This is a genomic window from Streptomyces lienomycini (assembly GCF_027947595.1).
Taxonomy (GTDB): domain Bacteria; phylum Actinomycetota; class Actinomycetes; order Streptomycetales; family Streptomycetaceae; genus Streptomyces; species Streptomyces lienomycini.
The window spans coordinates 5,342,619-5,355,792 of record NZ_CP116257.1 but is presented as its reverse complement, the minus strand read 5'-3'; the positions used below and the strand labels follow the sequence as shown (position 1 = coordinate 5,355,792).

At 71.7% G+C, this 13,174-nt stretch carries 14 protein-coding genes; all 14 read left to right on the top strand.

The annotated features are described in order from the left end of the window. Window positions 1-46: 46 nt before the first annotated feature. The 14 genes from pgsA (at window position 47) to BJ961_RS24270 (ending at window position 13,010) form a co-directional block, all read left to right on the top strand. On the top strand, window positions 47-772 hold the full coding sequence (gene pgsA, locus BJ961_RS24335; protein WP_271417154.1) for a phosphatidylinositol phosphate synthase: 726 nt from the start codon (window positions 47-49) through the stop codon (window positions 770-772). Further along, complete coding sequence (locus BJ961_RS24330; protein WP_271414929.1) at window positions 769-1,704, top strand: phosphatidylinositol mannoside acyltransferase; 936 nt, start codon at window positions 769-771, stop codon at window positions 1,702-1,704. The genes pgsA and BJ961_RS24330 overlap by 4 nt, the downstream gene beginning before the upstream one ends. Further along, window positions 1,701-2,864, top strand: a complete 1,164-nt coding sequence (locus BJ961_RS24325) for a glycosyltransferase family 4 protein (protein ID WP_271414928.1) — start codon at window positions 1,701-1,703, stop codon at window positions 2,862-2,864. The genes BJ961_RS24330 and BJ961_RS24325 overlap by 4 nt, the downstream gene beginning before the upstream one ends. 434 nt (window positions 2,865-3,298) lie before the next feature. Continuing rightward, window positions 3,299-3,841, top strand: a complete 543-nt coding sequence (locus BJ961_RS24320) for a LemA family protein (protein WP_271414927.1) — start codon at window positions 3,299-3,301, stop codon at window positions 3,839-3,841. A 121-nt stretch (window positions 3,842-3,962) separates the two neighbouring features. Then, window positions 3,963-4,874, top strand: a complete 912-nt coding sequence (pdxS, locus tag BJ961_RS24315) for a pyridoxal 5'-phosphate synthase lyase subunit PdxS (protein ID WP_087810331.1) — start codon at window positions 3,963-3,965, stop codon at window positions 4,872-4,874. 12 nt (window positions 4,875-4,886) lie between these two features. Beyond that, window positions 4,887-5,495, top strand: coding sequence for a pyridoxal 5'-phosphate synthase glutaminase subunit PdxT (gene pdxT / locus BJ961_RS24310; RefSeq protein WP_271414926.1), 609 nt, complete (start codon window positions 4,887-4,889; stop codon window positions 5,493-5,495). A gap of 49 nt (window positions 5,496-5,544) precedes the next feature. Further along, window positions 5,545-6,297, top strand: a complete 753-nt coding sequence (locus tag BJ961_RS24305; protein ID WP_271414925.1) for a YebC/PmpR family DNA-binding transcriptional regulator — start codon at window positions 5,545-5,547, stop codon at window positions 6,295-6,297. A gap of 110 nt (window positions 6,298-6,407) precedes the next feature. Beyond that, window positions 6,408-6,974: a crossover junction endodeoxyribonuclease RuvC gene (gene ruvC, locus BJ961_RS24300; RefSeq protein WP_271414924.1), complete on the top strand. Its 567-nt coding sequence runs from the start codon at window positions 6,408-6,410 to the stop codon at window positions 6,972-6,974. After that, entirely contained in the window at window positions 6,971-7,576 is a 606-nt protein-coding gene (ruvA, locus tag BJ961_RS24295; protein ID WP_271414923.1) for a Holliday junction branch migration protein RuvA, read from the top strand. Before ruvC ends, ruvA begins: the two co-directional genes overlap by 4 nt. Before the next feature lie 51 nt (window positions 7,577-7,627). Next, a complete protein-coding gene (ruvB, locus tag BJ961_RS24290; protein WP_271414922.1) occupies window positions 7,628-8,701 on the top strand; it encodes a Holliday junction branch migration DNA helicase RuvB in 1,074 nt (357 codons plus the stop codon). A 175-nt stretch (window positions 8,702-8,876) separates the two neighbouring features. After that, the gene (yajC, locus tag BJ961_RS24285; RefSeq protein WP_271414921.1) at window positions 8,877-9,395 is read left to right on the top strand and encodes a preprotein translocase subunit YajC; all 519 of its coding nucleotides are present in this window, start codon (window positions 8,877-8,879) and stop codon (window positions 9,393-9,395) included. Window positions 9,396-9,530: 135 nt separating this feature from the next. Continuing rightward, window positions 9,531-11,342, top strand: a complete 1,812-nt coding sequence (gene secD, locus BJ961_RS24280; protein WP_271414920.1) for a protein translocase subunit SecD — start codon at window positions 9,531-9,533, stop codon at window positions 11,340-11,342. 1 nt (window position 11,343) lies between these two features. Then, complete coding sequence (secF, locus tag BJ961_RS24275) at window positions 11,344-12,465, top strand: protein translocase subunit SecF (RefSeq protein WP_271414919.1); 1,122 nt, start codon at window positions 11,344-11,346, stop codon at window positions 12,463-12,465. Continuing rightward, the gene (locus BJ961_RS24270; protein WP_271414918.1) at window positions 12,462-13,010 is read left to right on the top strand and encodes an adenine phosphoribosyltransferase; all 549 of its coding nucleotides are present in this window, start codon (window positions 12,462-12,464) and stop codon (window positions 13,008-13,010) included. Before secF ends, BJ961_RS24270 begins: the two co-directional genes overlap by 4 nt. The last annotated feature ends 164 nt before the right edge of the window (window positions 13,011-13,174 follow it).

Below are 13,174 nucleotides of genomic sequence, written 5' to 3'. Positions count from 1 at the left end.
TCGGCTCAGGGTGCCCCGCCCCCGCCCACGCGCGCGCGTGACTACGATGGGCCAGCCGGTGGCCAGCAAGGGCCGCGGCGCCACACCGACCGTCGGGAAGGCCATGCTGAACAAGTACGCGCGTGCATTTTTTACGCGTGTCCTCACACCGTTCGCCGCGTTTCTCATCCGCCGGGGCGTCAGCCCGGACACGGTCACGTTGCTCGGCACCGCCGGTGTGGTCGCGGGTGCGCTGGTCTTCTACCCCATGGGTGAGTTCTTCTGGGGCACGGTGGTGATCACGCTCTTCGTCTTCTCCGACCTCGTCGACGGCAACATGGCCCGCCAGCTCGGCCGCTCCAGCCGCTGGGGCGCGTTCCTGGACTCCACCCTCGACCGGGTCGCCGACGGCGCGATCTTCGGCGGCCTCGCCCTGTGGTACGCGGGGTCGGGCGACGACAACGTCCTGTGCGCGGTCTCGATCTTCTGCCTGGCCAGCGGCCAGGTGGTGTCGTACACGAAGGCGCGCGGCGAGGCGATCGGCCTGCCGGTGGCCGTCAACGGGCTGGTCGAGCGCGCCGAGCGGCTCGTGATCTCGCTGGTCGCCGCCGGATTCGCCGGACTGCACAAGTTCGGCGTGCCCGGCATCCAGTACCTGCTGCCCGTCGCCCTGTGGATCGTCGCCGTCGGCAGCCTCGTCACCCTGGTCCAGCGCGTCGTCACGGTCCGCCGGGAGGCCGCCGAGGCGGACGCCGCCGCGCAGGACAGCCAGGGCACCGAGGCGGCCAAGTGAGCGCTCGGGACCGGCTGACCGACGGTCTGTACGGAGCCGGCTGGGGCACCGTGAAGAAGCTCCCCGAGCCCGCCGCCGTACGCCTCGGCCGCACCATCGCCGACGTCGCGTGGAAGCGGCGCGGCGCGGGGGTGCGCCGCCTGGAGAGCAACTACGCGCGCGTGGTGCCCGGCGCGAGCCCGGAGCGGCTCGCCGCCCTCTCGCGCGCGGGCATGCGCTCCTACCTGCGCTACTGGATGGAGTCCTTCCGGCTGCCGGCGTGGAGCACGGGGCGGATCAAGGGCGGCTTCGCCCCCGATGACCTGCACCACCTCACCGACGGCATGGACGCGGGCAAGGGCGTGATACTCGCCCTGCCGCACCTGGCCAACTGGGACCTCGCGGGCGCCTGGGTCACCACCAGGCTCGGCATCCCGTTCACCACCGTCGCCGAACGCCTCAAGCCGGAGACCCTCTACGACCGTTTCGTCGCCTACCGCGAGGGCCTCGGCATGGAGGTCCTGCCGCACAGCGGCGGCACCGCCTTCGGCACGCTGGCCCGGCGGCTGCGCGACGGCGGCCTGGTCTGCCTGGTCGCCGACCGCGACCTGTCCGCCTCCGGCGTGGAGGTCGACTTCTTCGGCGAGACCGCCCGGATGCCGGCCGGCCCCGCCCTGCTCGCCCAGCAGACGGGCGCGCTGCTGCTGCCGGTGACCCTCTGGTACGACGACTCGCCCGTGATGCGGGGCCGCGTCCACCCGCCGGTCGAGGTGCCCGAGTCAGGCACCCGGTCCGAAAAGACGTCTGTCATGACACAGGCGCTGGCCGACGCCTTCGCCACGGGGATCGCCGACCACCCGGAGGACTGGCACATGCTGCAGCGTTTGTGGCTCAAGGACCTCGACCCCGCCAAGGCGCCGCGGGCGGCGGCCGGGCAGGGCGACGCCTCGTGAGGATCGGCATCGTCTGCCCGTACTCCTGGGACGTGCCGGGCGGCGTCCAGTTCCACATCCGGGACCTCGCGGAGTACTTCCTCCGGCTCGGCCACGAGGTGTCCGTCCTCGCCCCCGCCGACGAGGACACCCCGCTGCCCCCGTACGTCGTCTCCGCGGGCCGCGCGGTGCCGGTGCCGTACAACGGCTCGGTGGCCCGGCTCAACTTCGGCTTCCTGTCGGCGGCCCGGGTCCGGCGCTGGCTGCACGACGGCGCCTTCGACGTCATCCACATCCACGAGCCGACGTCGCCCTCGCTGGGCCTGCTGACCTGCTGGGCGGCGCAGGGCCCGATCGTGGCCACCTTCCACACCTCCAACCCGCGCTCCCGCGCGATGATCGCCGCGTACGCGATCCTCCAGGCCGCCCTGGAGAAGATCAGCGCCCGGATCGCCGTGAGCGAGTACGCCCGCCGCACCCTCGTCGAGCACCTGGGCGGGGACGCGGTCGTCATCCCCAACGGCGTCGACGTCGACTTCTTCGCCGGCGCCGAGCCCAAGCCGGAGTGGCAGGGCGACACGATCGGCTTCATAGGGCGCATCGACGAGCCCCGCAAGGGCCTCCCGGTGCTCATGCGGGCGCTGCCCGCGATCCTCGCCGCCCGGCCGCGGACCCGGCTCCTCGTCGCCGGGCGCGGGGACGAGGAGGAGGCCGTCGAGAGCCTGCCCAAGGAGCTGCGCTCCCGCGTGGAGTTCCTCGGCATGATCAGCGACGAGGACAAGGCCCGCTTCCTGCGCAGCATCGACCTGTACGTGGCGCCCAACACCGGCGGCGAGAGCTTCGGCATCATCCTCGTCGAGGCCATGTCGGCCGGCGCCCCCGTCCTCGCCTCCGACCTGGACGCCTTCGCCCAGGTCCTCGACCAGGGAGCGGCCGGGGAACTCTTCCCCAACGAGGACGCGGACGCCCTGGCGGAGGCGGCGCTGCGGCTGCTGGCCGACCCGGAGCGCCGTACCGCGCTGCGGGAGCGGGGCAGCGCCCACGTACGGCGCTTCGACTGGTCCACGGTCGGCGCGGACATCCTGTCCGTCTACGAGACGGTCACGGCCGGAGCGGCGGCGGTGGCGGCCGACGACCGGGCGACGGGACTGAGGGCCCGCTTCGGCCTGGCGCGGGACTGAGCCACCGGCCCGCACGGGCCCGCGGGCGCGTACGAGCCCACGCGCGCGTACGGCCACTGCTGGGCGCGGGGACGGCCGGGGCGCTACCGCCCCGGCCACCATCGGGCGCGATCGCCCCCGCGGGCACGAGGGGACCGTCAGGCGTGCACCCGGCGGCCGCGGCCACCCGGCGGACTCGGGGCCGCCGTCGCGCCCCGCGGCACGTCGTGCACCGAGGCTGCCGCTCTATCGGGAGGCCTCACAGGGCCAAGGTTGCGTCAGACCTTGCCCGGCTCCTACGCACCACCAGTCGATGGTTGGGCAGCGGCGCCGGTCTCAGAGCGAGCCTCGTGGACTGGAGAGGGCCAAGGCGTCCGCTGCCCGTGCAAGCGACTCGTCGCCACCTTGCGGGGTCCGCGCCGAGCTGCTTACACCCTGGATTAGGGTTGCGGCCCGTGACCGCAACCCTCATCTGGATCCTGGTCGTCCTCGTCGCCGTCGGCCTGTACCTCAGCTGGACCGCGGGCCGCCTGGACCGGCTGCACGCCCGGATCGACGCCGCCCGTGCCGCCCTGGACGCGCAGCTGCTGCGCAGGGCGTCCGTGGCCCAGGAACTCGCGACCGCTGGTGTGCTCGACCCGGCCGCCTCCATGGTCCTGTACGAGGCCGCGCACGCCGCCCGGCAGGCCGAGGAGGAGCTGCGGGAGGTCGCCGAGAGCGAGCTGAGCCAGGCCCTGCGCGCCGTGTTCGCCGACGCGCAGCAGGTGGACGCCCTGCGGGAGGCGCCCGGGGGAGAGGCGGCCGCACACGAACTGGCCGAGGCCGTACGACGGGTACCGATGGCCCGGCGCTTCCACAACGACGCGGTGGGCGCCGCCCGCAGGCTGCGCGAGCACCGCAAGGTCCGCTGGTTCCGCCTCGCCGGACACGCGCCCTTCCCCCTGGCCTTCGAGATGGACGACGAGTCGCCGGCCGCCCTGGTGGAGCGGGCGGCGTAACCCGTCCCGTCGGCGCCCGCCACCAAAACGATCCACCGCCTGCCCATTGGCCCTTGCTGTGGCCTGCTCGCCCGGCGTTTCCTCGTTGCTGCAGAAGCCCCCTTCCCTCAGCGAGGTACCCGTGTCCAGCACGCTCTCCGAAAACCAGGCACCCGAGACCGGCACCGCGCGCGTGAAGCGCGGCATGGCCGAGCAGCTCAAGGGCGGCGTCATCATGGACGTCGTCACGCCGGAGCAGGCGAAGATCGCCGAGGACGCGGGCGCCGTGGCCGTCATGGCCCTGGAGCGCGTCCCCGCCGACATCCGCAAGGACGGCGGCGTGGCCCGGATGTCCGACCCGGACATGATCGAGGGCATCATCGGCGCCGTCTCCATCCCCGTGATGGCCAAGTCCCGCATCGGCCACTTCGTGGAGGCGCAGGTCCTGCAGTCCCTCGGCGTCGACTACATCGACGAGTCCGAGGTCCTCACCCCGGCCGACGAGGTCAACCACAGCGACAAGTTCGCCTTCACCACCCCCTTCGTCTGCGGCGCCACCAACCTCGGGGAGGCCCTGCGCCGTATCGCCGAGGGCGCGGCGATGATCCGCTCCAAGGGCGAGGCCGGTACCGGCAACGTCGTCGAGGCCGTCCGCCACCTGCGCCAGATCAAGAACGAGATCGCCCGCCTGCGCGGCTACGACAACAACGAGCTGTACGCCGCCGCCAAGGACCTGCGCGCCCCCTACGAGCTGGTCAAGGAGGTCTCCGAGCTGGGCAGGCTCCCGGTCGTCCTGTTCTCGGCCGGTGGCGTCGCCACCCCCGCCGACGCCGCGCTGATGCGCCAGCTCGGTGCCGAGGGAGTCTTCGTCGGCTCCGGCATCTTCAAGTCCGGCGACCCGGCCAAGCGCGCCGCCGCCATCGTGAAGGCGACCACCTTCTACGACGACCCGAAGATCATCGCGGACGCGTCCCGCAACCTCGGCGAGGCCATGGTCGGCATCAACTGCGACACCCTCCCCGAGACCGAGCGCTACGCCAACCGCGGCTGGTAAGGCACCCGAACCATGACCGACACCCCCGTCATCGGCGTCCTGGCGCTCCAGGGCGACGTGAGGGAGCATCTCGTCGCCCTGGCCGTGGCCGACGCCGTGGCCAGGCCGGTGAGGCGCCCCGAAGAGCTCGCCGAGGTGGACGGCCTGGTCATCCCCGGCGGCGAGTCCACCACCATCTCCAAGCTCGCCGTCCTCCTCGGAGTGATGGACCCCCTTCGCGCGCGCGTGCGCGCCGGACTGCCCGTCTACGGCACCTGCGCGGGCATGATCATGCTGGCCGACAAGATCCTCGACCCGCGCTCCGGGCAGGAGACGGTCGGCGGCATCGACATGATCGTGCGCCGCAACGCCTTCGGCAGGCAGAACGAGTCCTTCGAGGCGGCCGTCGACGTCGACGGCGTGGAGGGCGCCCCGGTCGAGGGAGTCTTCATCCGGGCCCCCTGGGTGGAGTCCGTGGGCGCCGCCGCCGAGGTACTGGCCGAACACGACGGCCACATCGTCGCCGTCCGCCAGGGCAACGCGCTGGCCACCTCGTTCCACCCGGAACTGACCGGCGACCACCGTGTGCACCGCCTCTTCGCCGACATGGTGCGCGCGAACCGGGCGGCCCGGTCCTTGTAGGATTCCTGCGTTCGTTGCAGGAGATGGGTTACGCGAAGGAGACAGGCAGATGTCCGGCCACTCTAAATGGGCTACGACGAAGCACAAGAAGGCCGTGATCGACGCCAAACGCGGCAAGCTCTTCGCGAAGCTGATCAAGAACATCGAGGTCGCGGCGCGCATGGGCGGCGTCGACATCGAGGGCAACCCGACGCTGTACGACGCCATCCAGAAGGCGAAGAAGCAGTCGGTCCCCAACAAGAACATCGACTCCGCGGTCAAGCGCGGCGGCGGCCTCGAGGCCGGCGGCGCCGACTACGAGACGATCATGTACGAGGGCTACGGCCCGAACGGTGTCGCGGTGCTCATCGAGTGCCTCACCGACAACCGCAACCGCGCCGCCTCCGACGTCCGCGTCGCCATGACCCGCAACGGCGGCTCCATGGCCGACCCGGGCTCGGTGTCCTACCTGTTCAACCGCAAGGGCGTCGTGATCGTGCCCAAGGGCGAGCTGGGCGAGGACGACGTCCTGACCGCCGTCCTGGACGCGGGGGCTGAGGAGGTCAACGACCTCGGCGAGACCTTCGAGGTCCTCAGCGAGGCCACCGACCTGGTCGCGGTCCGCACCGCCCTCCAGGCCGCCGGCATCGACTACGAGTCCGCCGACGCCAACTTCGTCCCGACCATGCAGGTCGAGCTGGACGAGGACGGCGCCCGGAAGATCTTCCGGCTCATCGACGCCCTGGAGGACAGCGACGACGTGCAGAACGTCTTCGCCAACTTCGACGTCAGCGACGAGGTCATGGAGAAGGTGGACGCATAGGCCGCGCCCTGTGCTCAGCGGGCCGACGGGGACACCACCCGTCGGCCCGTCGCTTTGTCAGTGGCACCCGATAGCCTGCACAAACAGGTGATCGACGAGAGGGGCCGGCGGTGCGCGTGCTGGGGGTGGACCCGGGGCTGACCCGCTGCGGGGTCGGCGTCGTGGAGGGCGTCGCGGGCAGACCGCTCACCATGATCGGCGTCGGCGTCGTCCGCACGCCGGCGGATGCCGACCTCGGCCACCGCCTCGTCGCCGTCGAGCAGGGCATCGAGCAGTGGCTGGACGAGCACCGGCCGGAGTCCGTCGCCGTGGAGCGCGTCTTCAGCCAGCACAACGTCCGCACCGTCATGGGCACCGCCCAGGCCAGCGCCGTCGCCATCCTGTGCGCCTCCCGCCGCGGCATCCCGGTCGCCCTGCACACCCCCAGCGAGGTCAAGGCCGCCGTCACCGGCAGCGGACGCGCGGACAAGGCGCAGGTCGGCGCCATGGTCACCCGCCTGCTGCGGCTCTCCGCCCCGCCCCGGCCCGCCGACGCCGCCGACGCCCTCGCGCTCGCCATCTGCCACATCTGGCGGGCCCCCGCGCAGAACCGGCTCCAGCAGGCCGTCGCCCTGCACGCCTCCCAGGGCGCGCGCCGCCCGCAGCCCTCCCACCCGTCGAAAGGCCGCCCCGCATGATCGCCTTCGTCAGCGGCACCGTCGCCGCCCTCGCACCCGACGCCGCGGTGGTCGAGGTCGGCGGCGTCGGCATGGCCGTCCAGTGCACGCCGAACACGCTCTCCACCCTGCGGCTCGGCAAGCCCGCCAAGCTCGCCACCTCCCTCGTCGTGCGCGAGGACTCGCTCACGCTGTACGGCTTCGCCGACGACGACGAGCGCCAGGTCTTCGAGCTGCTCCAGACCGCCAGCGGCGTCGGCCCCCGCCTGGCCCAGGCGATGCTCGCCGTGCACCAGCCCGACGCCCTGCGCAGAGCCGTCTCCACCGGCGACGAGAAGGCGCTCACCGCCGTCCCCGGCATCGGCAAGAAGGGCGCGCAGAAGCTGCTCCTGGAGCTGAAGGACCGGCTCGGCGAGCCCATCGGCGCCCCGGCCGTCGGCGCCCCCGTCAGCACCGGCTGGCGCGACCAGCTGCACGCCGCCCTGATCGGTCTGGGGTACGCGACCCGCGAGGCCGACGAAGCGGTCACCGCAGTCGCGCCGCAGGCGGAGGCCGCCGAGGGCACGCCGCAGGTGGGCCGGCTGCTCAAGGCCGCCCTGCAGACACTGAACCGCGCCCGCTGACGGCGCCCGCCCGCCGCGCCGCCACAGCCACCCCGAACCACGAGGCAATCAATGAACTGGGATGACACGACCGACGCAGAGGCCGCCGCCGAGCGGCTGGTGGGCGCTGTCGCCGACGGCGAGGACCAGGCCGTGGAGGCCGCCCTGCGCCCCAAGGACCTCGGCGAGTTCATCGGCCAGGAGAAGGTCCGCGAGCAGCTCGACCTCGTGCTGCGGGCCGCACGCGCGCGCGGGGCGACCGCCGACCACGTGCTCCTCTCCGGCGCCCCCGGCCTCGGCAAGACCACCCTCTCGATGATCATCGCGGCCGAGATGGAAGCCCCCATCCGCATCACGTCGGGGCCCGCCATCCAGCACGCCGGCGACCTCGCGGCGATCCTCTCCTCGCTCCAGGAGGGCGAGGTCCTCTTCCTCGACGAGATCCACCGCATGTCGCGGCCCGCCGAGGAGATGCTCTACATGGCGATGGAGGACTTCCGCGTCGACGTCATCGTCGGCAAGGGCCCCGGCGCCACCGCCATCCCGCTGGAGCTGCCCCCGTTCACCCTGGTCGGGGCCACCACGCGCGCGGGCCTGCTGCCGCCGCCGCTGCGCGACCGCTTCGGCTTCACCGCCCACATGGAGTTCTACGGGCCGGCCGAACTGGAGCGGGTGATCCACCGCTCCGCCGGCCTGCTCGACGTCGAGATCGACCCCACCGGCGCCGCCGAGATCGCCGGCCGCTCCCGCGGCACCCCCCGCATCGCCAACCGCCTGCTGCGCCGGGTCCGCGACTACGCCCAGGTCAAGGCCGACGGCCTGATCACCCAGGAGATCGCCGCCGCCGCCCTCGCCGTCTACGAGGTCGACGCCCGGGGCCTGGACCGGTTGGACCGGGGGGTGCTGGAGGCCCTGCTCAAACTCTTCGGCGGCGGGCCGGTCGGCCTGTCCACGCTCGCCGTCGCCGTGGGCGAGGAGCGTGAGACAGTGGAAGAGGTCGCCGAGCCCTTCCTCGTACGGGAGGGCCTGCTCGCCCGCACGCCACGCGGGCGGGTCGCGACCCCGGCAGCCTGGGCGCACCTCGGCCTCACCCCGCCGAGCGCGCAGAACGCCGGAAAGGGACAACAGGACTTGTTCGGGACGTGACGTCCCCGTCACGACGAGGACATTCGCCCGAGCAGGAACCCCAGTGCCATGCTGAGCGTTGTTCCATGCGCGCGGACTCGCTTAGACTCCGCCGATGCCGCCCTTGGCGGCGGCGTACACACCCCCAACCATCAGGCCGCTCCCCATCGCGGTCGTGTGAAGGAAGTACCGACCCGTGAGTCTCGTGACCCTCCTCCCGTTCATCGTGCTCATCGGGGCCATGTTCCTGATGACCCGGTCGGCGAAGAAGAAGCAGCAGCAGGCCGCCAACATGCGGAACGAGATGCAGCCCGGATCCGGTGTCCGCACCATCGGGGGCATGTACGCCACGGTCAAGGAGGTCAACGACGACACGGTCCTCCTCGACGCCGGTCCCGGGGTCGAGCTGCTCTTCGCGAAGAACAGCATCGGTGCCGTCCTCACCGACGACGAGTACAACCGCATCGTCCACGGCGTCGAGCACGACCTGAAGTCCGACGCGGACGTCGTCCCGGACGATGCCTCCTCCCTCACCGGGACCGACGCCCCCGCCGACGCCGCCTCCGACGACAAGTCCGTCGACCTCGGCAAGAAGGACGCGAGCGACGAGCCGGCCGACGAGCCGGCCGACGAGCCGACGGTCGACGCCGCGCCCGCCGAGGCGAAGACGGACGAGCAGGCGAAGAAGTCCGACGGCGGCTCCGAGGCGAAGTAGGCCGTGCCCCGGGATGCGCGGGACGATGTCCCGCGCATCCCGCGTGACGCGCGGCTCGCACGGATCCGGACACCATGTGATGGCCGCCGGTGACGCCTTCTGGGCGCGAAGCGGCCCGAGAGGGAGTACGCAAAGGTGGTAGCACCTAAAAAGGGAAAGAATGCGAGCGCTCAGAGTAAGCCCGGGCGCTCGCTGGCCCTGATCCTGATCGCCATCGTGGCGCTCACCGGTGGCATGTTCGCCTCCGGACACACGACTCCGCGTCTCGGTATCGACCTGGCCGGCGGCACCAGCATCACGCTCCGGGCGGTCCCCGAGGCGGGCCAGGAGTCCGCGATCAACAAGACCAACATGGACACCGCGGTCGAGATCATGAACCGCCGTGTCAATGGTCTGGGTGTTTCCGAGGCCGAGGTCCAGACCCAGGGCGACCGGAACATCATCGTCAACATCCCCAAGGGGACGAACTCCTCGGAAGCCCGGAAGCAGGTCGGCACCACCGCCAAGCTGTACTTCCGTCCGGTCATGGCCACCGAGATCTCCGGCCCCAACGCGACCGGCACCCCCTCGGCGAGCGAGACCGGCGGCGCCACGGACAAGGCGACCGACAAGGCCACGGACAAGGCCACCGACAAGGCGACCGAGGGCGACAAGGCCACCGACGGCGACAAGGCGAGCGACAAGCCGTCCGACTCCGCCTCGGCGAGCGCCACCACCCAGGGCCGCGCCGCCAGCGACGCCCTGAAGGCCGACCCGAGCCCGTCCGCGACGAGCTCCGACGGCGCCTCTCCGTCGCCGAGCGCCAGCGCCTCCGGCGACGACGCCACCGCCAAGCTGCAGCAGCAGTACGCGGCCCTCGACTGCAGTGACGAGGGCGCCCGCGCCAAGGCCGGCGACGGCGCCAAGCCGGGCGACTCCATGGTGGCCTGCGGCCAGAACTCGCAGGGCCAGTGGCAGAAGTACATCCTCGGCCCCGCGGCGGTCGACGGCACCGACGTCGACGAGGCCGACGCCGTCTACAACACGCAGACGGCCGCAGGCTGGACCGTGACGATGAAGTTCACGGACAAGGGCTCCAAGAAGTTCGCGGACATCACCGGCAAGCTGGCGCAGAACCAGTCCCCGCAGAACCAGTTCGCCATCGTCCTGGACAACGAGGTCGTCTCCGACCCCTACGTCAGCCAGGCGCTCACCGGCGGCAACGCGGAGATCTCCGGCAGCTTCGACCAGGAGGAGGCCCAGGGCCTCGCCAACATGCTGTCCTACGGCGCGCTGCCGCTGACCTTCAAGGAGGACAGCGTCACCACCGTCACCGCCGCGCTCGGCGGTGAGCAGCTCAAGGCCGGTCTGATCGCGGGAGCGATCGGCCTCGCCCTGGTCGTCCTCTACCTGCTGTTCTACTACCGCGGCCTGTCGTTCATCGCCGTCTGCTCGCTGCTGGTCTCGGCCGGCCTCACCTACGTGATCATGGCGCTGCTCGGCCCGACCATCGGCTTCGCGCTGAACCTGCCGGCCGTGTGCGGTGCCATCGTCGCCATCGGTATCACCGCGGACTCGTTCATCGTGTACTTCGAACGCGTCCGCGACGAGATCCGGGAGGGACGCACGCTGCGCCCCGCCGTCGAGCGGGCCTGGCCGCGGGCCCGGCGCACCATCCTGGTCTCCGACTTCGTGTCCTTCCTCGCCGCCGCGGTGCTCTTCGTCGTCACCGTCGGCAAGGTCCAGGGCTTCGCGTTCACGCTGGGTCTGACGACCCTGCTCGACGTCGTGGTGGTCTTCCTCTTCACCAAGCCGCTGCTCACGCTGATGGCCCGGCGGAAGTTCTTCGCGAGCGGTCACAAGTGGTCCGGCCTCGACCCCAAGGCCCTGGGTGCCAAGCCGCCGCTGCGCCGCACCCGCCGGCCCGCCCGTCCCGCCGCCGGCCCCGTCGACCCGAAGGAGGCGTGAGATGGGGAAGCTCGGCAACCTCGGCGCCAGACTGCACCACGGCGAGGTCGGCTACGACTTCGTCAAGAACCGCAAGATCTGGTACGGCATCTCGATCCTCATCACCATCACGGCCATCGTCGGCCTGGCGGTGCGCGGACTGCACATGGGCATCGAGTTCCAGGGCGGCGCGGTCTTCACCACGCCGAAGAACATGAGCGCCTCGGTCTCCCAGACCGAGACCTGGGCGGAAGAGGCCTCCGGCCACGACGCCATCGTCCAGAAGCTCGGCGACGGAAGTCTCCGCATCCAGATCGCGGGCACCGACACCCAGCAGTCGGACCAGATCAAGGAAGACCTCTCCAAGAACCTGGACGTCCCGGCGGAGAAGATCAACGCCGACCTGGTCGGCCCCAGCTGGGGCGACCAGATCGCGAACAAGGCCTGGCAGGGCCTCGGGATCTTCATGGTCCTCGTGGTGATCTACCTGGCGATCGCGTTCGAGTGGCGCATGGCGCTCGCCGCCTTCGTCGCGCTGATCCACGACATCACCATCACGGTCGGCATCTACGCCCTCGTCGGTTTCGAGGTCACACCCGGCACGGTGATCGGTCTGCTGACCATCCTCGGCTACTCGCTCTACGACACGGTCGTCGTCTTCGACAGCCTCAAGGAGCAGACCAAGGACATCACCAAGCAGACCCGGTGGACCTACGCGGAGATCGCCAACCGCTCGATCAACAGCACCCTGGTCCGCTCGATCAACACGACGGTGGTCGCGCTGCTGCCGGTGGGGGGCCTGCTGTTCATCGGCGGCGGTGTCCTCGGCGCCGGCATGCTCAACGACATCTCGCTGTCGCTGTTCGTCGGTCTCGCCGCGGGCGCGTACTCGTCGATCTTCATCGCCACGCCGCTGGTCGCCGACCTCAAGGAGGCCGAGCCGCAGATGAAGGCCCTCAAGAAGCGGGTCCTCGCCAAGCGGGCCCAGGCGGGCGCCAAGGGCGAACCGGCACCGGCCGCCGACGAGGAGGCGCCGTACGCCGACGACGGGCCCGACGACGAGGCCGCCGCGGTCGTCGGCCCCCGTCACCAGCCCGCGTCCCGCGGCAGGGGCCGCGGCCGACCCTCGGGGAAGCGCCGATGAACGGTACGACGGACATCACGGAGCTGCTCCTCAGCCGCATCCGGGACGTGGCCGACTACCCGGAGCCGGGCGTGGTGTTCAAGGACATCACCCCGCTCCTGGCGGACCCGGCGGCGTTCACCGCCCTCACCGGCGCGCTCGCGGAGGTCGCCGGGCACACCGGCGCCACCAAGGTCGTCGGCCTGGAGGCCCGCGGTTTCATCCTCGGCGCCCCCGTGGCGCTGCGGGCGGGCCTCGGCTTCATCCCCGTACGCAAGGCGGGCAAGCTCCCCGGAGCCACCCTCAGCCAGGCGTACGACCTGGAGTACGGCTCCGCCGAGATCGAGGTGCACGCCGAGGACCTGAGCGCCGGCGACCGCGTGCTGGTCGTCGACGACGTCCTCGCCACCGGCGGCACCGCCGAGGCCTCGCTGGAGCTGATCCGGCGGGCCGGGGCCGAGGTCGCGGGCCTCGCCGTCCTGATGGAGCTGGGCTTCCTCGGCGGGCGGGCCCGCCTGGAGCCGGCCCTGGCCGGGGCACCCCTGAAGGCGCTGCTCACGGTCTGAACCAAGCGAACCGCACCCCTGGGGCGGGCCCGGAGGAATCCGGCGCCCGCCCCAGGCGTTGCAGGGGTTGACGGCCTTCACATTGGCCTGAAGGCGATCCCGGAGCACAGGATCGCTACCATGGGGTATCCGGAGCCTGACCGGGGGACCCGGATCGCGCACGA

Bases quoted from the DNA above. Each gene is read 5' to 3' on its own strand.
- pgsA (WP_271417154.1), top strand. From the start codon at position 47: ATGGGCCAGCCGGTGGCCAGCAAGGGCCGCGGCGCCACACCGACCGTC.
- pdxT (WP_271414926.1), top strand. From the start codon at position 4,887: ATGACCGACACCCCCGTCATCGGCGTCCTGGCGCTCCAGGGCGACGTG.
- BJ961_RS24305 (WP_271414925.1), top strand. From the start codon at position 5,545: ATGTCCGGCCACTCTAAATGGGCTACGACGAAGCACAAGAAGGCCGTG.
- ruvA (WP_271414923.1), top strand. From the start codon at position 6,971: ATGATCGCCTTCGTCAGCGGCACCGTCGCCGCCCTCGCACCCGACGCC.
- ruvB (WP_271414922.1), top strand. From the start codon at position 7,628: ATGAACTGGGATGACACGACCGACGCAGAGGCCGCCGCCGAGCGGCTG.
- secF (WP_271414919.1), top strand. From the start codon at position 11,344: ATGGGGAAGCTCGGCAACCTCGGCGCCAGACTGCACCACGGCGAGGTC.
- BJ961_RS24270 (WP_271414918.1), top strand. From the start codon at position 12,462: ATGAACGGTACGACGGACATCACGGAGCTGCTCCTCAGCCGCATCCGG.